General features: G+C 68.5%; 19 protein-coding genes. 10 read left to right on the top strand and 9 right to left on the bottom strand.

What is annotated here, in order from left to right:
* Positions 1-4 precede the first annotated feature (4 nt).
* Positions 5-1,057: an aminoglycoside phosphotransferase gene (locus OHA18_RS22715; protein ID WP_328997274.1), complete on the top strand. Its 1,053-nt coding sequence runs from the start codon at positions 5-7 to the stop codon at positions 1,055-1,057.
* Here OHA18_RS22715 and OHA18_RS22710 read toward each other — a convergent pair.
* The 6 genes from OHA18_RS22710 to OHA18_RS22685 are packed head-to-tail and all read right to left on the bottom strand — an operon-like array spanning position 1,038 to position 8,058.
* On the bottom strand, positions 1,038-2,942 hold the full coding sequence (locus OHA18_RS22710) for a hypothetical protein (protein WP_328997273.1): 1,905 nt from the start codon (positions 2,940-2,942) through the stop codon (positions 1,038-1,040). The genes OHA18_RS22715 and OHA18_RS22710 overlap by 20 nt on opposite strands.
* Positions 2,939-3,997, bottom strand: a complete 1,059-nt coding sequence (locus tag OHA18_RS22705) for a glycoside hydrolase family 130 protein (RefSeq protein WP_328997272.1) — start codon at positions 3,995-3,997, stop codon at positions 2,939-2,941. The genes OHA18_RS22710 and OHA18_RS22705 overlap by 4 nt, the downstream gene beginning before the upstream one ends.
* 17 nt (positions 3,998-4,014) lie before the next feature.
* A complete protein-coding gene (locus tag OHA18_RS22700; protein ID WP_328997271.1) occupies positions 4,015-4,833 on the bottom strand; it encodes a carbohydrate ABC transporter permease in 819 nt (272 codons plus the stop codon).
* Entirely contained in the window at positions 4,833-5,729 is an 897-nt protein-coding gene (locus OHA18_RS22695) for a carbohydrate ABC transporter permease (RefSeq protein ID WP_328997270.1), read from the bottom strand. The genes OHA18_RS22700 and OHA18_RS22695 overlap by 1 nt, the downstream gene beginning before the upstream one ends.
* A complete protein-coding gene (locus OHA18_RS22690) occupies positions 5,726-7,015 on the bottom strand; it encodes an extracellular solute-binding protein (protein ID WP_328997269.1) in 1,290 nt (429 codons plus the stop codon). The genes OHA18_RS22695 and OHA18_RS22690 overlap by 4 nt, the downstream gene beginning before the upstream one ends.
* Positions 7,016-7,041: 26 nt before the next feature.
* A complete protein-coding gene (locus OHA18_RS22685; protein WP_328997268.1) occupies positions 7,042-8,058 on the bottom strand; it encodes a LacI family DNA-binding transcriptional regulator in 1,017 nt (338 codons plus the stop codon).
* Between the two features lie 119 nt (positions 8,059-8,177).
* Between OHA18_RS22685 and OHA18_RS22680 the strand changes: the two genes are divergently transcribed.
* From OHA18_RS22680 to OHA18_RS22650, 7 genes are all read left to right on the top strand, one after another.
* A complete protein-coding gene (locus OHA18_RS22680) occupies positions 8,178-8,669 on the top strand; it encodes a MarR family winged helix-turn-helix transcriptional regulator (RefSeq protein WP_328997267.1) in 492 nt (163 codons plus the stop codon).
* A gap of 207 nt (positions 8,670-8,876) precedes the next feature.
* Entirely contained in the window at positions 8,877-9,680 is an 804-nt protein-coding gene (locus OHA18_RS22675) for an endo alpha-1,4 polygalactosaminidase (protein WP_328997266.1), read from the top strand.
* A 30-nt stretch (positions 9,681-9,710) separates the two neighbouring features.
* Positions 9,711-11,015 carry an ABC transporter substrate-binding protein gene (locus tag OHA18_RS22670; RefSeq protein WP_328997265.1) on the top strand — a complete coding sequence of 435 codons (1,305 nt, stop codon included), beginning with the start codon at positions 9,711-9,713 and terminating at the stop codon, positions 11,013-11,015.
* Positions 11,015-11,941 carry a carbohydrate ABC transporter permease gene (locus tag OHA18_RS22665; protein WP_328997264.1) on the top strand — a complete coding sequence of 309 codons (927 nt, stop codon included), beginning with the start codon at positions 11,015-11,017 and terminating at the stop codon, positions 11,939-11,941. Before OHA18_RS22670 ends, OHA18_RS22665 begins: the two co-directional genes overlap by 1 nt.
* Positions 11,938-12,756: a carbohydrate ABC transporter permease gene (locus OHA18_RS22660; RefSeq protein ID WP_328997263.1), complete on the top strand. Its 819-nt coding sequence runs from the start codon at positions 11,938-11,940 to the stop codon at positions 12,754-12,756. The genes OHA18_RS22665 and OHA18_RS22660 overlap by 4 nt, the downstream gene beginning before the upstream one ends.
* 1 nt (position 12,757) lies before the next feature.
* Positions 12,758-13,678 (top strand): carbohydrate kinase family protein, encoded by a 921-nt coding sequence (locus OHA18_RS22655; RefSeq protein WP_328997262.1) that lies wholly within the window; start codon positions 12,758-12,760, stop codon positions 13,676-13,678.
* Positions 13,675-14,964 carry an alpha-glucosidase/alpha-galactosidase gene (locus tag OHA18_RS22650; RefSeq protein WP_328997261.1) on the top strand — a complete coding sequence of 430 codons (1,290 nt, stop codon included), beginning with the start codon at positions 13,675-13,677 and terminating at the stop codon, positions 14,962-14,964. The genes OHA18_RS22655 and OHA18_RS22650 overlap by 4 nt, the downstream gene beginning before the upstream one ends.
* Here OHA18_RS22650 and OHA18_RS22645 read toward each other — a convergent pair.
* Positions 14,928-15,884, bottom strand: a complete 957-nt coding sequence (locus OHA18_RS22645; RefSeq protein WP_328997260.1) for an NAD(P)H-dependent flavin oxidoreductase — start codon at positions 15,882-15,884, stop codon at positions 14,928-14,930. The genes OHA18_RS22650 and OHA18_RS22645 overlap by 37 nt on opposite strands.
* 205 nt (positions 15,885-16,089) lie before the next feature.
* Here OHA18_RS22645 and OHA18_RS22640 point away from each other — a divergent pair, with 205 nt between their 5' ends.
* The gene (locus OHA18_RS22640) at positions 16,090-17,214 is read left to right on the top strand and encodes an SGNH/GDSL hydrolase family protein (protein WP_328997259.1); all 1,125 of its coding nucleotides are present in this window, start codon (positions 16,090-16,092) and stop codon (positions 17,212-17,214) included.
* A gap of 40 nt (positions 17,215-17,254) precedes the next feature.
* Here OHA18_RS22640 and secA read toward each other — a convergent pair whose 3' ends face one another.
* Positions 17,255-20,236 (bottom strand): preprotein translocase subunit SecA, encoded by a 2,982-nt coding sequence (secA, locus tag OHA18_RS22635; RefSeq protein WP_328997258.1) that lies wholly within the window; start codon positions 20,234-20,236, stop codon positions 17,255-17,257.
* 184 nt (positions 20,237-20,420) lie between these two features.
* Positions 20,421-21,635: a winged helix-turn-helix domain-containing protein gene (locus OHA18_RS22630; RefSeq protein ID WP_328997257.1), complete on the bottom strand. Its 1,215-nt coding sequence runs from the start codon at positions 21,633-21,635 to the stop codon at positions 20,421-20,423.
* Positions 21,636-21,876: 241 nt separating this feature from the next.
* On the opposite strand from OHA18_RS22630, the gene OHA18_RS22625 reads away from it, so the two are divergent.
* On the top strand, positions 21,877-22,683 hold the full coding sequence (locus OHA18_RS22625; protein ID WP_328997256.1) for a S1 family peptidase: 807 nt from the start codon (positions 21,877-21,879) through the stop codon (positions 22,681-22,683).
* The last annotated feature ends 25 nt before the right edge of the window (positions 22,684-22,708 follow it).

The raw sequence follows: 22,708 nt of genomic DNA, 5'->3' as shown, positions 1-22,708 counted from the left end.
GCGCATGTCAGCATTGCTCTTCATGACCGGTCACCCGGAAGTCGGTACGGCGACGCTGCGGCACAACCCGCTCAACGCCGTGACGGCGACCGTCGAGCGCATCACGTACGCCGACAGCCGCACCGCCGTGCGTAAGCAACTGCAGAGCCCGGTCGACTCGACCGGACCGTGGGCCGCGTCCACCGACCCGCGGCACTGGAACTACTGGCGCCGCGAGCTCGAGGTGTACCAGGACGACGAGCTCCGCGGCCGGCTCGCGGACGCCGGGATCGTCCTGCCCGAAGCGCAGGTCGAGGAGTGGCCGGACGGCGCCGTCCTCCTGATGGAAGACATCGGCGGGACTTCGGGCACCCAGTTCAGCCTCGCCGAGCATGCGGCACTCACGCGAGCCCTCGGTCGCTGGCAGGCCCAACCGACTTCCGAACGGCCGTGGACCTCGACGGACTTCCTGCGCGACTACTCGACGACCCGCGAGGTCCCTTGGCAGTTGCTGACCGACGACGCGGCCTGGCAGCAGCCGCTCATCCGCGAGACCTGGCCCGGTCAACTGCGAGAGGCCTGGACCCGGCTGATGGTGCACCGCGACGCGCTGCTCGATCTCGTCGCGAGTCTCCCTCGCGCCACCTGCCACCTGGACTTCTGGGTCTCCAATGTCATCCAGCGACCGACCGGCGAGCTCGCGCTGTTCGACTGGGCCTTCACCGGTGACGGCGCGCTCGGCGAGGACATCGGCAACTACATCCCGGACGCGGTCTTCGACCTGTTCTGGCCGGCCGAACGCCTCCCCGAGCTCGCCGAGACCTGCATCGCCAACTACCTCGACGGCCTGCGCGAAGCGGGCTGGCACGGCGACCCGGACGAGGTGCGGCTGGCGGTGATGGCGTCCGGGGTGAAGTACGCCTGGCTGCTGCCGGGTCTGCTCGGCCGCGCCACCGATCCCGCCCACAACGCCTATCACCGCCAGGTCGACAGCCGGCACCTGTTCCACCAGCGCGGCCAGGCGCTCGCGTTCGTCGCCGACTGGTGCGCGGAGGCGCTCAGCCGAGCACGACGGTAAAGCCACCCGGTACGACGAGGGCGCGCGACGCGTTGCCTCTGACAACTAGTTTGCCGGCCGGATCGTAGCTGTAGGAGTGCCTGCCCGCGACGCTCACCACGCGAGCATGAGTGTCCACGCTGGCCAGCAACGCAGCGCCGCCGATGCGCAGGCTACTAACAGTGGGCAGAAGGAGAACGGCGTCCAGCTGAGCCGTGCCCGTGGCTTTGGCGGTGAGGGTCGTGGCGCCGGCCGGGAGCGGGTTGGCGAGTGTCAGCGGCTGGAGGGCGCCGGGCGCGGCGGAGATCCCTTGCGGTCCGCAGACATGGGTCAGCGTGCCCAGCGTTCGCGTGCCTGTGGTCCAGGTGGTGCGAGCCGGAGACGCGGTGTTGACAAGATTGACGACCGGGAGGACGAGGCGCTGCTGCGACGACGCCGGCACGGTCCAGGTCGCCGTACCGTCGACGGACAGGTAGGAGCCGTTGCTCCATTGGGATTCGCCGGTCCAGGCCGAGGGTGGCGTGACGACCTGACCGCCGGTGCCGGATTCGGCCTCGATGATCTGCAGGCCGTCGTACGACGGCGTGCCGGTGAGGCGGGCGACGTCCGGGTGCGCGTCGAGGGCGAGCATCGAGAGCTGGCCGTGGATCGAGGATTCGGCGCCGGAGTTCCGGTTGATCACGCCGTCGCCGGAGATGCCGTCGTACGTGCGGCCGGTGGTCGCGTCGTACATCGGCCCGCCGGCGCGGTTCGCACCGAAGTACCAGGCGGCGACGAAGGCGGCGACCTGCTTCAGGCCGGGGAGCCCGACGGCGAGGAGGCCTTGCAGGCGGGCGTCGACGCCGTACGCGATCTGCGTGCGATCGATCGGGACGGGGAGCCAGCCGTTGTCGGGACCGCCGGCGGTCATCAGGAGCGGGGTGAAGCCGGCGGTGTCGCCGATGGCCGCCTTCATCAGGCTGCTTGATCCGAGAGTGGTCGACGCGGCGGCGACGGCGGACGGCATCTGCGCGCCCCACGCGTGCCAATCGGAGATCGACTCGCCCCACGGCATGAGTGCGCGGAACGGCCACTCGCGGGTGGACCCGGCGGCCATCGCAGCGATGCCCTCGGCGAAGCGGGCGAGGGCTCGGCGTGCGGCCGCCGAGCCGCCTGCCTGCACATACGCCGAGAGTCCGAGCACCGCCTCGCTCGTCGCGTCCGCGCCGTTGACGATCAGCCAGGCGGGCAGGCGACGACCGTCGACCACGTTGTATTGGCCGTACCGGATCAGGACCTGACGCTCGAGCGCAGCGATCGCGAGCTCGAGCCGGTCGCGGAGGAACGCCGCGAATGCACGATCGGTACGACGGAAGACGGCGTACCCCTCCCCCAGCGCCCAGACCGTGCGCGCCAACCAGTACGACGGCCCGGAGTCGGACGGATCAGGAAGCTCGACCGGATCGGCGCTCGGGTTGAGCGTGCCGTCGGGCTGCATCCAGAGGACGACGTTGCCGTTGGGCGACTGGAGGAAGGTGAGGCTCCGGAGGAGTCCACGGGCGGCGTCCAATGAGGCGGTCTCGTGGAACAGCTTCCAATGCCGCAGATAGACCACGGCCGCTCGGGCGATGTCATCAGCGTTGTAAGCGCCCTGCCCGTACGTGTTCGTCGCAGCGTCGAAGTTACCGCCGCCGATGCGCTTGTACGAGCCATCGGGCTGGCGGTCGGCGTACGTCCACAGCACGCCGACCGGTCCGCTCCCGTAGGTGGTGTGACCGGAGGCGGCCGGCGGGCTCACCGAGGCGCGGAGGAAGTCGAGGTGAGCGAGGTTGGAGAGGCGGCCGGACGCTGAGGCGGGAAGGGTGACGGTGGATGCGGCGGCTACCGCAAGGGCTCCGCCGATGACGGTGCGGCGGGTGGGGTTCATGGCAGGCGGTCCAATCTGGCCACGCCGATGGCGGCGTCGGCCATGCCGTAGAAGACGTACTGGGTGCCGTTGACCTGCTCGATCGCAGTCGGGAAGACGACGTTGCCGACCGTGCCGATCTTCTCCTCGTCGGTCTCGGGGACCATCAGAGGTTCGGTGGTCCGCGCGATGACGCGGGTGACGTCCTCGGCGTCGAGGATCAGCGCGCCGGCGGCGTAGCAGACCTTCTGCGTGGTGGGGTCGAACCCTTCCGGCTGCTCGCCGGTGACGCCGTGGTGGATGACGAGCCAGCCCTCGGGGATCCGCAGCGGCGCCGGTCCGGCGCCGATCTTCAGCTCCTCGAAGGGGTACTCCGACATCGCGACCAGCCGGTGATTGCGCAGGTGGACCAGGTTCCGCACGTCTTCCTCGACCGCCGCCACGGGGACGAACGAGATCCAGATCCCCGGCCGGTCGTCGGTCACGCCCGCCGGCAGGTGCACGCCTTCACCCTCACGGAACCAGCCGAGGTCCCACATCGGCCGGTGGAGCATCGCGTACGACGGTTCGCCGTCCGGCCCGGGCACGGGCTCGGGGAAGAAGACCGTGTCCTTGTTGGGGAACAGGTTCAGGTCGGTGTCGAGGTCCGGCTGGTACTCGAAGTGCAGCGGACCGAGCCGCCGCCACTCCCGCAGGTCCGAGGAGACGGCCAGCGCGGGCTTCGGGCCGAGCGGTCCATAGGCGACGTACGTCATCACGTGCAGGCCGAGCGACGGGACGAAGGTGACCCGCGGGTCCTCGACGCCGGCGTTGTTCTTGCCGCGCTCCCAGCCCTCGTCCGGTGCGAGGACGACGCCCTCACGCTCGACGCCTACCGGCACACCGTCCTCGAGCTCGACCCGGGCCAGGCCGACGCGCGAGATATTGCCCGAAGCAACCAACCGCGGGAGCAGGTAGAGCGTGCCGTCCGGGGTGTGCCCGGTCGCCGGGTTCAGCACCCCCTCGGACTCGAGCTCGTTGCCCGGGTCGGCTGTCATCAGGACGCCGACGCGAGTAAGGGTGTAAGGAACAGTCACCGGAAAGCCTTTCACAGTTAGCCTTTGACGCCGGACGAGATGTTCGTCGAGATGAACCGGCGCTGGAAGATGATGAACAAGGTGACCGCCGGCGCCGCGAGCACGCACGCTCCGGCCAGCACCGCGCCGAACGGGTTCGCCGCCCGCGCCGACACCGTGGTCAGGTAGTTCGACAGCGAGACCGCCAACGGCTGCAGGTCCTGCTGCTTGGTGATCAGGAACGGCCACAGGAACTCGTTCCACGGCCCGATGAACGTCAGCAGTACGCCGGTCAGCAGCGCCGGCCGCACCAGCGGTACAGCGACGCGCCACAGGATGCTCAACTCCGATGCCCCGTCGATCCGGGCCGCGTCGAACAGTTCGGCCGGCAACTGCAAGAAGTACTGCCGGAACACGAACACCGCGGTCGAGTTGATCATGAACGGCAGGATCATCCCGAGGTACGAGTCGGCGAGCCCGTAGCTGCGCACGATCAGCACGTACAGCGGGATCGTCAGCAACTGGAACGGCACGACCTGGATCAGCAGCATCAGGTTGAACACCAGCCCGCGGCCACGGAACTGCAACCGCGCCAACGCGTAGCCCGCGAGTACGCCGAAGACGAGTGTCCCGAGGATCACGCCACCGGTGAAGATGCCGGAGTTGATCAGCGAACGGCCGAGGTGGATCGCCTTGTTGATCTCGCCGTAGTTGTGCAGCGTGAGGTTGCCCGGTGCCGGGAACGCCCCGCCGACGGACGGGTCCGGCTCGGCCTGCAACGAGCCGATCAGCATGTAGTAGAAGGGAAAGAGGAACACGAAGGCGCCGACCAGCAGCCCGGCGAACTTGAGCTTCATCAGTCCTCCTCCCTCCCGACGAACTTTCGTTCGATGAGAGCGAGCAGCAGTACGCCGATCACCAGCAGCACCCCGATCGCCGACCCCACGTCCGGGTGCCCCTGCTCGATTCCGCGCTGGTACATGATCAGGACCGGGGACGCGGAGGCCCCGTCCGGTCCGCCGCCGCCGGTCAACAGGTACGGCTCGGTGAACAGGTTCGCGCCGGTCACCGTGGCGACCAGCACGACCAGCGTGGTCGCGGGCCGGACGCCCGGCACTGTGACGTTGAGGAACGACTTCCAGCGCCCGGCACCGTCCATCGAGGCCGCTTCGTACAGATCCTTGGACACGTTCTGGAGCGCGGCCAGGTAGAGCAGGATGAAGAAGCCGAGCTGTTTCCAGGTCACGTAGATCGCGACCGTCGGCATCGCGAGCCTGGAGTTCACCAACCAGGACGGATCCGGGGCGAGCGGTCCGAGGACCGAGTTGACCAGACCGTTGGAGTTGAACAGGAACAGCCAGACTCCGACGACCGCGACGCTGGCCGTGACGTACGGGACGTAGTACGAGACCCGGAAGAACGTACGCCAGCGGATCGCGGCGTTCAGTGCATTCGCGAGGCCGAGGGACAGGACGACGGTGAGCGGGACGTTGATCACCAGGAAGATCAGCACGTTGCCGAACGCCCGCCGGATCGCCGGGTCCGTCAGCACCGTCACGTAGTTGTCGAATCCCACGAACGGCCGGTCCACGATCGCGCCCGGCGCCGCGAAGAAGTAGTCGTGGAACGACATGTACACGGCGAACCCGAGCGGGTACGCGAACACTGCCGCGAGGAACACGACGTACGGCGTGACGAACGCGGTGCCGACCGGATGCTCACCCAGGACCCGGGTGAGCGGTCCGCGCCTCATGATTGTTTGACGAGCTGATCGACCTTCTGCGCGGCGCCGTCCAGGGCCTCACCCGGGTCCTGCTGGCCGAAGATCACCGACTTGGAGTACGCGTCGCGGAAGGTCTGCCAGATCGTGATCGAGTTCGGCACGTTCGGCACCTCGACCGTGCGCGACGCCTGGTCCGCGAACACCTTGTAGTCCGGGTTCTTCGCGAAGTAGTCGGCGTACGTCGTGGCGACGTCCTTGCGCAGCGGCATCTGACCGGTCGCGGCCAGGAACTTGCCGTCCTGGTCCTGGCTGGTCGCGAACTTCAGCACGTCCCAGGCCGTGCCGCGGTTCTTGCACGCGGAGTACATCGCGACGTTCTTCGCATCGCTGAAGGTGTGGATCTCGTTCGCCGGCTTGCCCGACGACGTCGGCACCGGTACGACGCCCCAGTCGACCTTGCCCTTGTACGTCGCGATCGCCCACGGACCCACGACCGCCATCGCGGCCGTCCCGTCGACGAACGCGTCACCGGTGTACTTCTCCTGCGAGGCGAGCTTGTCGGCGTACATCGTCCGCCAGAACCCGGCGACCTTCTTGCCCTCGTCGGAGGCGAACGTCGACTTGCCGTCGGCGACCAGCTGCTTGCCGCCGGTCTCGGCCGCGTAGAGCGGGTAGAAGTCGAACCAGGACTGGAAGAACTCGTTGCTCGGCGCCGGGTAGATCGCGAACTTCGCGGCCTTCGAGGCCACCACCTTGCGCGAGGTCGCGAGGAACTCGTCGTACGTCTTCAGCGGCGGGTTGGTGGTGTCGATACCCGCCTTCGCGAACGCCTTCTTGTTGTAGAAGATCATCACCGGGTTCGACTTCCAGGGCAGCTGGTAGTACTTGCCGTCGGCCGACTTGTACTGCTGCGCGACGTCCCCGGACCGGTCCTCGATGTAGGACTTGCCGTCGCTGAAGCTGTCGAGCGGCACCAGCCCGCCCTGCTTCTGGAACTGCGAGACCGAGGCCGGCGAGGTGTTGAAGATCAGGCAGGGAGCGTTGCCGGCCGTGATCGCGGCGCCGATGACCTCCTCGGAGCTCTTCCCGGTCGGGATCTCCTGGGCGGTGATCTTCTGATCCGCGTGCCCGGCGTTCCAGGCCGTGACCATCTGCTTGCCCCAGGCCACTTCCTCGGCGTTGTTCGAGTACCAGATCGAGATCGGTCCGCGGGCCTTGGCCGCGGCGTCGGCGTCACCAGCGCCACCGCCGCTGTCGCCGCACGCGACGAGCGAGCCGGCCAGGACAACGGCCAGCAGTCCAGCTTGCAACTTCATGATTCCTCCAGGGGGCAACGCAGGGACTACGCAGGGGACGCGGTCGAGCCGCGGACGACGAGCTGCGCGGGCGGGAGCTCGGTGTCGGGTACGTCGGTCGCGCCGTCGACGAGCTGGTTGAGGGTCAGGGCCGCCGCCTCGCCGAAGCGGAACGGGTCGGCGCGGACAGTGGTCAGGCCGGGATGGACGTACTCGGCGAGCTCGCTGTCGTCGAAGCCGGCGATGCTCAGGTCGTCCGGCACGGTGAGTCCGGCGGCCTGGGCTGCGCCGAGACCGGCGATCGCCATCCGGTCGTTGGCGTAGAAGATCGCGGTCGGCGGCTCCGGGAGCGCGAGCAGCCGACGGGTGGCCTCGATCCCGCCGGCTGCGGTGAAGTCGCCGGTCTCGGTCAACGGCTCGAGGCCGGCCGCGGCCAGGGTCTCGACGAAGGCAGTGGTCCGGGCGGTCGCGTGCACGAAGGCGGGCGGCCCGGCGACCTGGGCGATCCGGGAATGACCGAGCTCGAGCAGGTGCTCGACGACTGCGCTCGTGCCCGGCCGGTCGTCGAGGATGACAGCCGGGAACGGCGACGTACCGTCCGGCCGGTTCAGGGTGACCGCGGGCAGGCCGAGCTCGACGAGCAGCTCGATCCGGGGGTCGTCGTGCCGGAGGTCGGAGAGGAACACCCCGTCGACGCGTCCGTCCCGCGCGAGCCGCCGGTACCCGTCCTCCTCGGACTCACCGGCCGTGACGACCTGCAGGACCAGCGCTTGGCCTCGCGTGGACAGGACGCTCTCGACCCCGGCGATGAACGCCGGGAAGAACGGATCCGACGACAGCACGGCCGGATCCCGGGTGATCACCAGGCCGAGCGCGAACGCCTTCGAGACCGACAGCGAACGAGCCCGGTTGCTCGGCCGCCAGCCCAGCTCGTCGGCGGCGGCGAGGATCTTGTCGACCGTCGCCTGCGCCAGCCCGGGCCGCCCGTTGAGCGCGAACGACACCGATCCCTTGGACACCCCAGCTCGCAGGGCCACATCCGCGATCGTCGGCCGCTTGCTCACAAGAACCTCGCTTGACGGGATTTAAACCGGTTTAGATCGTCACTAAACCGGTTAAAAACTCGTCCGTCAAGGCCTGTAGCATATTGTGCGGGATCCGTACGGCACGAGGAGCAGATCTTATGAGTTCCGCATCTTCGGCTGAGCCGGCGCGACCCAGCCGCCGGTTCGCGACCGAGATCAAGGACTCGCTGCGCCAACTGAGCAACCAGCTGTCGCTGCTCAACCACCAGGTCAGCGCGCACCTCGAGCTGAAGGACGTCGACCTGGACTGCCTGGAGCTGATCGGCCGGCACGGCCCGATCAGCCCGAGCGCGTTGGCGCGGCGGGCCGGCCTGCACCCCGCGACCATGACGGGCATCCTCGACCGGCTGCAGAAGAGCGGCTGGATCGTCCGCGAGCGCGACCCGGACGCCGCCGACCGGCGCGCCGTGACGGTCCGCGCCCTCCGCGATCGCAACGCCGAGGTCTACCAGCTCTACTCGGGGATGAACGGCGCGATGGACGAGCTCCTCGCCGACTACTCGGACGCCGAGCTGAAGCTCCTGGCCGACTTTCTTCAACGCACCACCAGCGCCGGCCACACCGCCACCGCCGCGCTCGGGGACGCCTAAGAGCCTGCGCAGAGCCGCACTATCAGGCGGAATTCGCGCACTCGTTTGCAAGTTTCCCTTGACCGAACCGTCGGTTCGTCGCTTAACTGATCGGCAGTGACGCACCCAGCCGGTAGCAGGCCGAGGGCCTGAAGTCCGGTTTTCCGGCGCCAGGGTTCAGGAGAGGCCCGAGGCGGGGTCGCGTCCCCGGGACCGATGGAGCAAATCGTGTCCAGACTCTCTCGCCGCCTCCTCGCCGGAGTCGCGGCCACCGCCCTGGCAGTCACCGCCACCGTGCTCACCCGAACGTCGGCCGACGCGGCCGTCACCCTGCCGCCGACGCACGCGAAGTTCGACTACCAGATCGGCGGGGCCTATACGCCGCCCGCCGGCGTCCAGGTGGTCACCCGCGACCGGACCGCCGCACCGGCGGCCGGCCTGTACAACATCTGCTACGTCAACGCATTCCAGGTCCAGCCCGGCGAACAAGGACAGTGGGACTCCGACCTGCTGCTCCGCGACGCCAAGGGCAAGCTCGTGATCGACCAGGACTGGGGCGAACCGCTGCTCGACTTCCGGACGGCGGACAAGCGGAACCGGATCGCCGCGAAGGTCAACGGCTGGATCGACGGCTGTGCCGCCAAGGGGTACAAGGCGATCGAGCCGGACAACTACGACAGCTACACCCGCTCGAAGAAACTCCTCACCGCTGCCAACGCGAAGGCGTACCTGACGCTGCTCGCCACGCACGCGCACTCGAAGAACCTCGCGATCGCCCAGAAGAACACCGTCGAACTGGCCGGTGACCGGCAGGCCGTCGGGCTGGACTTCGCGGTCGCCGAGGAGTGCGGCCAGTACGACGAGTGCGGCGACTACGTCGATGCCTTTGGCAACAACGTGATCGTGATCGAGTACACCAACAGCGGCCGCTCGACGGCCTGCTCGCAGTACGGCGGGACGTTGACGATCGTGCAGCGCGACGTGGACGTCTCGACTCCGGGTGACCCCGGATACGTCCGCAAAACCTGCTGAATTCCCTCCTCCATCGCTCTGGAGACCCTCATGCATGCTCGCACTCTGTCCCGCCGCGACGTCCTCCGGGCCGCGGCCGCCGCTACCCTTGCCGGATCGGCTGCCGGCACCCTCGCCGCCTGCGGGAAGAACGACGACGAAGGCGCCGACGCCAACGGTGTCGTCTCGCTCGACCTCTGGCACGGTCAGGTCGACACCGGCAAGGCCGCGATCGATGCCTTGATCACCGAGTTCAACAAGAGTCATCCGAAGATCAAGGTGGTCGGCGGCGGTGGCGGGGTCACCGCGGACAGCATGCTGCAGAAGGTCACCGCCGGTCTGGCGGCGGGGTCCTACCCGGACATCGCGTACATCTTCGGGTCGGACCTCGCCAGCCTGACCAAGAGCCCGAAGGTCGCCGACCTGACCGGCGCCCTGAAGATCGACGACTACTGGCCGGCCGCGAAGGACGCGGTCAGCGTGAAGGGCAAGGTCCGGGCCGCGCCGGCCCTGCTCGACTCGCTGTGCCTGGTCTACAACAAGAAACTGTTCGCCGCGGCCGGCCTGCCGGCGCCGAAGACCGGTTGGACCTGGGACGACTTCACCGCGATGTCGAAGCAGCTGACCAACCCGGCCAAGGGCATCTTCGGCACCGGCTGGCCGGGCGTCGGCGACGAGGACACGGTCTGGCGGATCTGGCCGATGATCTGGGACCTCGGCGGCGACGTCGTCAGCGGCGACGGCAAGAAGGTCGGCTTCGACTCGGTCGGCGCGCAGGCCCTCGGCACACTGGACCGGCTGCGCACCGACAGGTCGCTGTACGTCGACCCGAAGCCGGGCAGCGAGCAGCTCTACCAGGTGTTCCTCGGCGGCCGGATGGGAATGGTTGCCACCGGCCCCTGGCAGCTCCCCGAACTGAACGACAACGGCATCGAGTACGGCGTGGTGCCGCTGCCGTCGTACTCCGGGAAGCAGGTGACGATCTCGGGGCCGGACACCTGGACGGTCTTCGACAACGGCAAGGCGAAGGTGAAGGCGGCGACCGAGTTCGTCGCCTGGCTCGCCGAGCCGGCCCAGGACATCCAGTGGGACGTGAAAGGCGGCAGCCTGCCGATCACCAAGGCGACCGCGGAGCTGCCGGCCTGGAAGAAGCATTCGACCGAGACGAACGGGCTGGACGTGTTCGTCAAGGCGCTCGACACGGCGAAGGTGCGGCCGACGATCACGGCGTACCCGCAGATCTCGCAGCACCTGGGCGAGGCGATCTCCGCCGTACTGCTCGGGAAGCAGAGTCCCGCGGATGCGTTGAAGCAGGCCGTTGACCAGTGCAACCAGGTGCTGGCGGTGCCGAACTGATGGCCAGTGTCGTCGGTACGTTCACCGTCGACCCGCGGGGCCGGGCGGCCGCGAAACGCCGCGCCCGGAACGAAGGGGCGACGGGGTGGGCCTTCGTCAGCCCGTCGGTGGTGATCATCCTCGGGCTGAGCGTCGTACCGGTGCTGTGGTCGTTGCTCTTGTCGTTCCAGGTCAACGATCTGGTGTCGCCTTCGCAGTGGGTCGGGTTGGCCAACTACAAGGCCTTGCTGAAGGATCCGGCCTTCGGATCGGCCGTCTCGCACACGCTGATCTACACGGTTCTCTATGTTCCGCTGAGTGTGATCGCCGGGTTGGCGATCGCGATCGCGCTGGATCGGAAGATCGCGTTCATCGGGCTGTACCGGACACTGGTGTTCGTGCCGTTCGTGGTGTCGGCGGCGGCGCAGGGCGTGCTGTTCTCGTTCGTCCTGGACCCGGAGTTCGGCGTGGCGAACTCCGTGCTGCACAAGCTCGGCCTGCCGGCGCAGGGGTTCTTCAGCGATCCGGGTCAGGCGCTGTACCTGCTGGTCGCGATCTCGTTGTGGAGCGGGACCGGGTTCTGCGTCATCGTCTATCTGGCCGGTCTGCAAGGGGTTTCGAGCGATCTGGTCGAGGCGGCGCGGATCGACGGCGCCGGGCGGTGGGGCGTACTGCGGCACGTGACGCTGCCCGCGTTGATGCCGGTGACGATCTTCCTGCTGCTGTTCCAGACCATCAACGCGTTACAGGTGTTCGACCTGGTGTTCGTGACCACGAAGGGCGGGCCGCTCGGTTCGACGACGGTGATCGTGTACTTCATCTGGGAGAAGGCGTTCAAGACGTTCACGGCCGGGTACAGCGCGGCGGCGGCGTACACCTTGGCGGTGGGGTTGCTCGTGGCCGGCGTGATCCTGCAGATCTACCGACGGAGGGTGGCTGCTCGATGAAGAGATTGCCGTTCTCCGGTTGGCATTTCGTCCTCGCGCCGTTGGCGTTGCTGTTCGCGCTGCCGCTGGTGTGGTTGCTGGTGAGTTCGGTGATGAGCAACGCGGAAATCAACCGTTTTCCGCCGGCGCTCTGGCCGCACGGGATCAAGCTCGACGGGTACCGGTACGTGCTCGGGAACGCGTTGTTTCCGCGATGGTTCCTGAATTCCTTCATTGTTTCCGCGGTCGCGGTGACGGCCAACCTCGTGCTCGGGTCGCTCGGCGGGTACGCGTTCGCGCGGATCCGGTTCGCCGGGTCGAAGGTCGTCCTCGGGCTGATGCTGGCGACGATGGTGATCCCGTTCCAGCTGACGATGATCCCGACGTTCCTGGTGATGAAGGAGCTCGGGCTGATCGACACGCTCGGCGCGCTGATCGTGCCGTCGCTGGTGACACCACTGTCGGTGTTCCTGTTCCGGCAGTTCTTCGTGTCGCTGCCGCGCGAGCTCGAGGAAGCGGCCTGGATCGACGGCTGCGGGCGGCTGCGGATCCTGTGGTCGATCGTGCTGCCGCTGGCACGGCCGGCGTTGAGCACCGTCGCCGTACTGACGTTCCTCGCAACGTGGAACGACCTGACCTGGCCGCTGATCGCGATCAACAGCGACTCGACGTACACCCTCCAGCTCGGCCTGACCACGTTCCAGGGCCAGCATCACACCCAGTGGTCCGCGGTGATGGCCGGCAACGTCATCACCGTGCTGCCCGTCCTGCTGGGTTTCCTCCTGGCCCAGAAGGCGTTCATCCGCTCGCTGGCATCCACCGGACTCAAGGGCTGATATGGATCTTCTTGTCATTGGTGACGCGAACCCCGACGTCGTGGTCGGGCCGGTCGCGCAACCGATTCTCTTCGGGCAACGGGAACGGCTGGTTCCTTCTGGCTCGCTGGTGCTGGGCGGCTCGGCGTCGATCATGGCGTGTGGCGCGGCCCGGCTCGGACTGCAGGTCGCCTTCGCGGGACGGGTGGGCGACGATGCGGCGGGCGCCTTCGTGCGTACGTCGCTGGCCGATCGCGGGGTGAATGTCGACGCCTTGGTCACCGACCCGTCGCTTCCCACCCCGCTCACAACCATCCTCACGTCCTGGGACGATCGTGCGATCCTGACGTCACCGGGATGCCTGCCCAGTACCTCGGCGGAGGATGTGCCGCGGAGCCTGGTGCGGTCGGTGCGGCATGTGCACGCGGCGTCGTTCTACCTCCTGCCAGGGCTGGCCGCGGGGCTGGCCGGGATCTTCAAGGAGGCCAAGGCGGCGAAGGCGACCACCTCCCTGGACCCGAACGACGACCCGGCCGGCAAGTGGGACCGGACGGTCCTCGACCCGATCCTGCGGGTCACGGACTACTTCCTGCCCAACGCCGCCGAGGCGCTGGCGCTGACCGGTCACCACTCGGTCGCCGACGCCGCCGGCATCCTCGCCCGTCGCGGTCCGCTCGTCGTCGTGAAGAACGGCTCGGACGGTGCTCTCGCGCACAACGGGTCGAAGGTAATCACCGCACCGGCGTTGAAGGTCGACACGGTCGACAGCGTCGGCGCGGGCGACAGCTTCGACGCCGGCTGGGTGGCCGCCGTACTCAACGGATCCCGCACCGAGCGTGCCCTGACCATCGCCGCCGCCTGCGGCTCACTTTCCACCCGGGCGGCCGGCGGCACCGCGGCCCAGCCGGACTGGGACCTAGCAATCGAAAGCGTGACGACATGACGAAGGTTGCCTTCATCGGCGCGGGCAGTGTGGTCTTCACCCAGGGCCTGCTGGCCGACCTGTTCGGCCTCGACCTGGGCCCGCTGCACATCGCCCTGCACGACATCGATCCCGAGCGGCTCGACACGGCCGCCGCCGCTGCGTCGTACCTCGCTCAGGACCGGCCGGTGCAGATCACCGCGCATCTCGAGCGACGTGCGGCCCTGGCGGACGCGGACTTCGTGATCAACATCGTCCAGGTCGGGATGAACGCGGCGACGAAGATCGACTTCGAGATCCCCGCGCGGTACGGGATCCGGCAGACGATCGGCGACACGCTCGGCGTCGGCGGCGTGTTCCGGGCGCTCCGGACGTTCCCGGTACTGCGGGGGCTCGCGCAGGACATCGCCGACGTCTGCCCGGACACCTGGCTGCTGAACTACACCAACCCGATGGTGATGAACGTCTGGTACCTGAAGGCACTCGGCGTACGGAACGTCGTCGGGCTCTGCCACTCGGTCTACTGGACGATGCAGGGCCTGTCCGAGCTGGTCGGCGTGCCGTACGACGACGTCACGTACCTGGCCGCCGGCGTGAACCATCAGTCGTGGGTACTGCGGTTCGAACGCGGCGCCGAGAACCTGTACGACCGGTTGGACGAGGCGATCGCGGCGGATCCGGAGCTACTGCGGCGGGTCCGGGTCGACATGTACCGCCGGCTCGGGTTCTACCCGACGGAGACGAGCGAGCATTCCTCGGAGTACGTGCCGTGGTACCTGTCGCACGCGGCCGAGATCGACCGGCTCCGGCTGCCGATCGGCGCGTACCTGGAGATCGTCGCGGAGAACCTCGCGTCGTACGAGCAGACCCGGCACGCGGTGAAGGCCGGCGAGGCGGTCGAGGTCGAGCCAACGATGGAGTACGCGCCGCAGATCATCCACAGCATCGTCACCGGCACCCCTCGCGCGGTCTACGCCAACGTCCCCAACACCGGTCTCATCCCCAACCTGCAGTCCGGGGCAGTCGTCGAGGTCCCTTGCCTGGTTGACGCTTCGGGCGTCCATCCAACGGCGGTCGGCGAACTACCACCCCAGTGCGCCGCCCTCAACCGCTCGTACCTCAACGTCGCCGAGCTCGCCGTCCAGGCCGCGATCAATCATGACCCCCGCGCGATCCGGCAGGCCGTGATGGTCGACCCGGCGACCGCGGCGGCGCTACCGGTCGAGCAGATCTGGGCCCTGTGCAACGACCTGGTGGTTGCCCATCACAACTACTTGGACCCGTCGTTGAGAGCGGCGCTCAAGTAGGTCCGGTACGTCGCGAAGCCGGCGAGCACCTCGGCAGCCGTCGGCTGACCGGTCAACGCGCCGACGCCCTGGCCCGCGTAGATGGACGCGCGAGCCGGGTCGGCGGCCTTCGTTCCGTCGACGTACTCGGTGTGCCCGGTGTCGTCGGACTTGAGCTCGTCCTCGCGGCCTTCCCAGCTGTCGAAGTACGCGTTCCGCAGGGCGCGACCGCCGAACTCGTCCGGCCAGCCGGCCCGGGATGCCGCGTCGAACACGGTGCCGTAGACGGTGTCGGTCTCGTCCGCCTCGATGATCCGTTGCCTGACCGGCTCCTTGGTCTGCGCCTCGACGCAGGTGAGGAACGCAGTACCGATCCAGCCGCCGGCGGCACCGGCGGCCAGCACAGCGGCGAGGCCACGCGGACCCGAGATCCCGCCGCCGGCGAGCACCGGCAGGTCGGTCAGGTCCAGGATCGCCTGCAGCAGCGGCAGCGTCGCCACCGCGTTCCGCCCGTGCCCACCCGCCTCAGCGCCACGGGCAACGATCACGTCCACACCGGCCGCCTCAGCCTCGCGCGCGTCAGCTACCGTCCCGGCCTGGGTCGCGACGACGATGCCCGCCTGCTGCAGGGGTGCGACGTACGGCGCGAAGTCCCCGAAGCTCAGCGAGACCAGCGCCGGCTTCGCTTCCAGTACGGCGTCGAGATGCTCCGGCCGCTCCTTGACGGACCACGCCATCAGCCCGATCCCGTACGGCTTCCCGCTCGCCGCCGCGATCGCCCCCTCGGTCCGGATCCAGTCAGCCGTCACCGCCGAACCGGCGCCGAGCATCCCCAAACCACCCGCAGCCGAGATCGCCGCGGTCAATCGGCCACCGCTCACATTCGCCATCGGCGCACCGATTACCGGCACGGACAGCCCGAACCTCTCCGTCAGCCACATGTGCTCATCATCACCCATCACAACCTCGGCCCTCCTCTGCGCATCGAGACAGTGACGAAAGGAAGCTGAAGTGCGGGTTTTGCGGAGTTGGTGTGCTCTCGCGGGAGTGCTGGCTGTGATTCTGGTCGTAGCAGCACACACTTCACTCGTCCCAGCCACAGCTCGGCAGACACCGCCCGCAGCACCAGCGTGGCGCACGGCGTGGATGACAGCGCTCCAGCAGCCCAATGCGAACCAGAACTGGTCCCGGCAAGGCTTCGCCAACCAGTCGGTGCGTCAGGTGATCCGGCTGAGCTCCGGAGGATCCGAGGCACGCATCAGGATCAGCAACCAGTACGGCGTACAGCCGCTCGAGCTGACCGGTGCGACCATCGCCAAGGCGGCGCGAGGCTCGGCTGTCGTGCCTGGCTCGGCACAGCCGGTGCGGTTCGGAGGCGCCGAGTCGGTCAGCGTTCCGGCGGGCGGCCAGGTCACCGGCGACGCGGTCACCCTGTCCGGCCTGACCAGCGGCACCCAGCTCGCGATCACTCTGTACTTCGCCCACGCCACCGGCCCGGCCACTTTCCACGAGTTCGGGGCGACGGGGGCGTCGTACCGGGCAGCGGGCGACCAGCGAGCCGCCACCAGCGGGACGGCATACCGGGAGACGAGCGGCAGCTGGTACTTCCTGGCCGGCGTGGACGTGACCCCGGCGGACGTCGGCTCGGTCGTTGCCTTCGGAGACTCGATCACGAACGGCTTCACCGCCGCACCCGGGAGCCGGTACCCGGACCTGCTGGCCGCACGCCTCGCCGCGTCGGGCCGCGCGATGCCCATCCTCAATGCCGGACTGGGCGGCAATCGGCTGCTGACCGATTCGGCCTGCTACGGCGAGGACGGCCTGACCCGGTTCCACCGCGACGTGCTGGACCAGCCTGGAACCAGGACCGTGCTAGTCCTGATCGGCATCAACGACCTCGGCTACCCCGAACTCCCACCGACGTCCTGTACGACGCCGAACCCGGCGATCACTGCCGCGCAGCTCATTGCCGGTTACCGCACGCTGATCCGGGATGCCCACGCTCGCGGAGTGCGCGTCGTCGGAGTGACGATCACGCCCTTCCGTGGCGCCTCGGTCTACACCGTCCACAGCGCGCAGCTCCGGAGGGCGGTCAACGCATGGATCGCGACGAGCGGCGAGTTCGACGCCGTCGCCGACTTCGCGAGTGCCCTCGCCGACCCGGCTGATCCGACCCGGCTGGCACCGAAGTACGACAGCGGGGACCACCTGCATCCCAACGAGGCCGGCTATCGCGTGATGGCCGACGCCATCGACCTCACGACCCTCTGAAACACCGGGGGCCCGGTCCTTGCGGACCGGGCCCCCGGGCTCAGAACTTGTAGACGTCCGACTGCGGGTCGCCGTGGCAGCGCTTGTACTTCTTGCCGGAGCCGCACGGGCAGGCGGCGTTGCGCGGGGTGCCGGCGTACTCGAGCTTGCCGTCCTCGACCGCGTCCTCGTGCCTCGCGACCTCGTCGTCACCGTCGATGGTCGGGGCCGAGTACGACAGGCGCTGCGGGCGCGGCTCGTTGGTCAGGCCCTTGGCCCGCAGGCGCGGCGTGTCGCGGGGCCGCGGGGTGTCCTGCGGCCGCTCCTCGTCGTCGCCCTCGGTCCGGCCGGCGAACTCCGCGACCGGCGCACCCGGGGTGAGGATGTCCTCGATCCGGCGGCCGGTGAGGCTCTCCTCGTCGGCCAGCTGCGCCTCGTTGGCGAGCTCGATCTCGGCGCGCATCGCCTCGATGTCGACCTCGACGTTGAAGATGAACCCGACCGACTCTTCCTTGATCGACTCCATCATCGAGGCGAACATGTCGTAGCCCTCGCGCTGGTACTCGACCAGCGGGTCGCGCTGCGCCATCGCGCGCAGGCCGATGCCCTCGCGCAGGTAGTCCATCTCGTACAGGTGCTCGCGCCACTTGCGGTCCAGCACGCTCAGCACGACGCGCCGCTCCAGCTCGCGCATCGCCTCCTCGCCGAGCAGCTCCTCGCGCCGTTCGTACGCCGCGGTCGCGTCCTCGATGAACCGCTCGACCAGGAAGTCCTGGGTCAGGCCGGCCTTCTCGCCGCCGGCCTCCTCGATCAGGTCGTCCTCGGTCAGCTCGGTCTGGTACAGCGTCCGCATCGCGGTGAACAGCGCGTCCAGGTCCCAGTCCTCGGCGAACCCGTCCGCGGTCGCACCCTGCACGTACCCGGTGACGGTCTCCTCGAGCATGTCCTGCACCTGGTCGCGCAGGTCCGCGCCCTCGAGCACCCGGCGGCGCTCGTCGTACACCACGTGGCGCTGCCGGTTCATCACATCGTCGTACTTGAGGATGTTCTTCCGGGTCTCGAAGTTCTGCGCCTCGACCTGACCCTGCGCGGACGCGATCGCCTTCGTGACGACCTTGTTCTCCAGCGGCTGGGTGTCGTCGTTGTTGCGCGACATCGCCCAGTCGACCATCTCGCGCTTGAACAGGCGCATCAGGTCGTCCTCCAGCGACAGGTAGAACCGGGACTTGCCCGGGTCGCCCTGGCGGCCGGCGCGACCGCGCAGCTGGTTGTCGATCCGGCGGGACTCGTGCCGCTCGGTGCCGAGGACGTAGAGGCCGCCGAGCTCGCGGACCTCCTCCTGCTCCTCCTTCACCTGCTTCTCGAACTGCTCGAGCATCGTCGGGTACTCCGCCTCGTACTCCTCGATGGCCTCGGCCGGGTCGAGGCCGCGGGCGCGCAGCTCCTTGTCGGCGAGGAACTCCGGGTTCCCGCCGAGGATGATGTCGGTACCACGACCGGCCATGTTGGTGGCCACCGTGACCGCGCCGCGGCGGCCGGCCTCGGCGACGATCGCGGCCTCCCGCTCGTGCTGCTTCGCGTTCAGCACCTCGTGCTCGATGTTCTCCTTGAGCAGCTGCCGGGACAGCCGCTCGGACTTCTCCACCGACGTGGTGCCGACCAGGATCGGCTGGCCGCTCGCGTGCACGTCGACGATGTCCTTGACCACCGCGTCGAACTTGGCGTCCTCGGTGCGGTAGATCAGGTCCCGCTCCTCGACCCGGATCATCGGCTTGTTGGTCGGGATCGGGACCACACCGAGCTTGTAGACCTTGGAGAACTCGTTCGCCTCGGTCATCGCGGTACCGGTCATGCCGGCCAGCTTGCTGTAGAGGCGGAAATAGTTCTGCAGCGTGATCGTCGCGAGGGTCTGATACTCCTCCTTGATCTCGACGCCTTCCTTGGCCTCGATCGCCTGGTGCAGGCCCTCGTTGTAGCGGCGGCCGTGCAGCGTCCGGCCGGTGTGCTCGTCGACGATCAGGACCTCGCCGTCGCCGACCACCACGTAGTCCTTGTCCCGGTGGAACAGGTCCTTGGCCTTCAGCGCGTTGTTCAGGTAGCTGATCAGCGGGGTGTTGGCCGACTCGTACAGGTTGTCGATGCCGAGCCGGTCCTCGACCTTCTCGATCCCGCGCTCGAGGATGGCGACGGTGCGCTTCTTCTCGTCGACGTCGTAGTCGGCGACCCGGCGCTTGGTCTCGTCGATCTCGTGGTCGGTGATCCGCGGGGTCTTCCGCTTCAGCTCGGCCTCGTCGGCCAGCGTCCACGCCTTCAGCTGGTTCGCGATCCGGGCCATCTCGACGTACCAGCGCTGGGAGTCCTCGGCCGGGCCGGAGATGATCAGCGGGGTCCGGGCCTCGTCGACCAGGATCGAGTCCACCTCGTCCACGATCGCGTAGTTGTGCTCGCGCTGGACGCAGTCCTCGATGCTGCCCGCCATGTTGTCGCGCAGGTAGTCGAAGCCGAACTCGTTGTTGGTGCCGTAGGTGATGTCCTTGGCGTAGGCGATGCGGCGCTCGGCCGGCGTCATCTCCGGCATGATCACGCCGTAGTCGAGGCCGAGGAAGTGGTACACCCGGCCCATCCACTCAGCTTGGTATTTGGCCAGGTAGTCGTTCACCGTGACCACGTGCACGCCCTTGCCGGACAGCGCGTTCAGGTACGTCGGGAGGGTGCCGACCAGGGTCTTGCCCTCACCGGTCTTCATCTCGGCGATGTTGCCCAGGTGCAGCGCCGCGCCACCCATGATCTGGACGTCGTAGTGGCGCTGGTGCAGGGTCCGCTTCGCGGCCTCCCGGACCACCGCGAAGGCCTCCGGCAGAAGCGCGTCGAGGGACTCCCCGTTCTCGTGACGCTGCTTGAAATCCGCGGTCTGGCCCCGCAGCTCCTCGTCGGACATGGCGACGAAGTCGTCCTCGATGGAGTTGACCATCTTCGCGATGCCCTGGAGCTGGCGGAGGATCTTGCCCTCGCCGATCCGCAGGACCTTGTCGACAACCTTCATGGTGGGGAGTTCTCTCCTTGCTGCTGAAGCCTGGAAGCGGGCGACGCCGCATGGCACGGCCGACCCCAGTGGGAAGGCGTGCGTCCCCATCGTACGGGGCCGGGTGTGCCAAGCCACGCCCGCAGCGTGCCCCCGGCGCTATCGGACCCACGCTCGAGCGGGCCGGAAAGTTCCCAGCAGGCTCTCAGAAACCTCGCAGGGCGTCACTGAGCGCTGGCGACAGGTCACCACCACCGGCCACCCGGACCTGGTCCAGCCCGAGCCATCCGGCCAGCTGGACGAGCTCGGCGGCCAGCTCCTCGGCGGTCTCCACCGGCGCCTTCGGCTCGGCGTGCGCCGACTGGACCAGCAGCACGCCGCCGGCCCGGTCAGCCTTGAGGTCCACGCGGGCGACCAGCCGGTCCCCGAGCAGGAAGGGCAGCACGTAGTACCCGTGGATGCGCTTCTCGGCCGGGACGTAGATCTCGATCCGGTACCGGAAGTCGAACAGCACTTCGGTCCGGGTGCGCTCGAACACCAGCGAGTCGAACGGGCTGACCAGGGCGCGCGCGTTCACCCGGCGCGGCAGCCGTGCGTCTTTGTGCAGGTACGCCGGGCGTTTCCAGCCGTCGATCCGGACCGGGACCAGCTCGCCCTCCTCGACCAGCTCGGCGATCGCCTGCAGGGTGGGCTCCGGCGCGGTCCGGAAGTAGTCCCGCAGACACTGCGCCGTCGCGACCCCGTGGGCCCTGGCCGCGATCGAGACCAGTCCCCGGTGCGCCTCCGCGGGGGACGGGGTCGGCGTCTCCACGATGTCGCGGGGCAGCACCCGCTCGGGTACGTCGTACAGCCGCTCGAACTGCTGGTTGCGGCGCGCGACCGTGATGTCGCCGGCGAAGAACAGGAACTCCAGCGCCCGCTTCACGTCGGACCAGTTCCAGCCCCAGTTGTCCTTGGTGCGCTCGACGTCGTCGTCGATCTCCCGGGCGGTCAACGGCCCGTGGTCGCGGACGTCGGCCAGCACCTGCTTCACCAGATCCGGCCGCTCCTTGGCGATCGACCGCGGGCCGCCCCACGCCTCGGTCGTCGCCCGGGCCATCCGCCAGCGCATCAGCGGGTGCGTCTCGACCGGTACCAGCGACGCCTCGTGCGCCCAGTACTCCACCAGGCGTCGCGGCGCCTTCCCGGCAGCCCGGTCCAGCAGGTCGCGCGGATACGGACCGAGGCGGGAGTAGAGCGGCAGGTACTGCGTCCTGCTCAGCACGTTGACCGAGTCGATCTGGATCAGCCCGATCCGCCCCAGCACCCGGCTGAGGGCCCGCATGTCGGGGATGCCTTTGGGCCGGGGATCGGTGAACCCCTGTGCCGCCAGCGCCACCCGGCGCGCCTGAGCCGTCGAGAGCTGCAGCTGCGTCGTCATGCCCCGAATTCTGCCGTGCCGCACCGACATTCCCCGCCGACGGCTCCCCAGCCGCGACTTTGAGAACCCACCAACCATTTCCGCGGCCCGAAAACGGTTGGTGGCTTCTCAAAGTTGGGTTGGGGCGGCCGGGCATAACTCCGGCGTTACCGAAAGTGGGAGGTGCGCTACGGAAGGTGTCCGGGAGACGCTGCCAGGGAGGCCGTCCGCCCGTGCGGCCCCTATCACCCTGGAGTGAGGCATGACAGGAAAGAAGCATGTGGTCCACGCTGCCCTGATGGCCGCCGTACTGACCGCGGCGGCCGTCGGCGGGGTGGCCTCCGCCTCGGCTGCGCAGAAGCCCGGTGGACCCACGAACCGGATCGTCGGCGGCACCATCGCCCACACCGCCGACACGCCCTGGGCCATCCAGCTGTCGAACAGCGGCTCCCCCGACCCGACCGGTGAGTACTGCGGGTCGACGCTGGTGGCGGCGAACAAGATCGTCACCGCGGCACACTGCACCACCGAGCCCGCGTCGACCTACACCGCGATCCAGGGCCGGGATGTGCTCAGCGACAAGTCCACCGGCAAGGAATCCAAGATCAGCAACATCTGGGTGGACCCGCTGTACGGCCAGGAGCCGGGCCACGATGTCGCGGTGCTGACACTGGCCACGCCGTTCGACGGCGTACCGACGCTGGCGCTGGAGACCGACAAGGCGGCGGACACCGCCGGTGCGGCCTCGGTCGTCTACGGCTGGGGCGACACCGAGGACACCGGGCCGGCGGACACCTTCCAGAAGGTCGACGTGCCGGTGCTCGGTGACGCGTACTGCTCGGAGGCCTACGCGAGCGAGGGCTACACCCCCGACGGCGAGATCTGCGCCGGCTACGAGGACGGCGGCAAGGACTCCTGCCAGGGTGACTCCGGCGGTCCGCTGGTCCTGAACGGCCGCCTGTTCGGCGTCGTCTCCTGGGGCGTCGGTTGCGCGGACGCCGGCAACCCCGGTGTGTACGCCGAGGTCGCGACGTACGCGGCGGAGCTGCAGCAGCAGATCGACAGCTGACTCTTCGAGGTGCGGCGAAGGGGCC

Source organism: Kribbella sp. NBC_00709 (assembly GCF_036226565.1).
GTDB lineage: Bacteria > Actinomycetota > Actinomycetes > Propionibacteriales > Kribbellaceae > Kribbella.
This window is presented reverse-complemented; position numbering and strand designations above follow the sequence as displayed.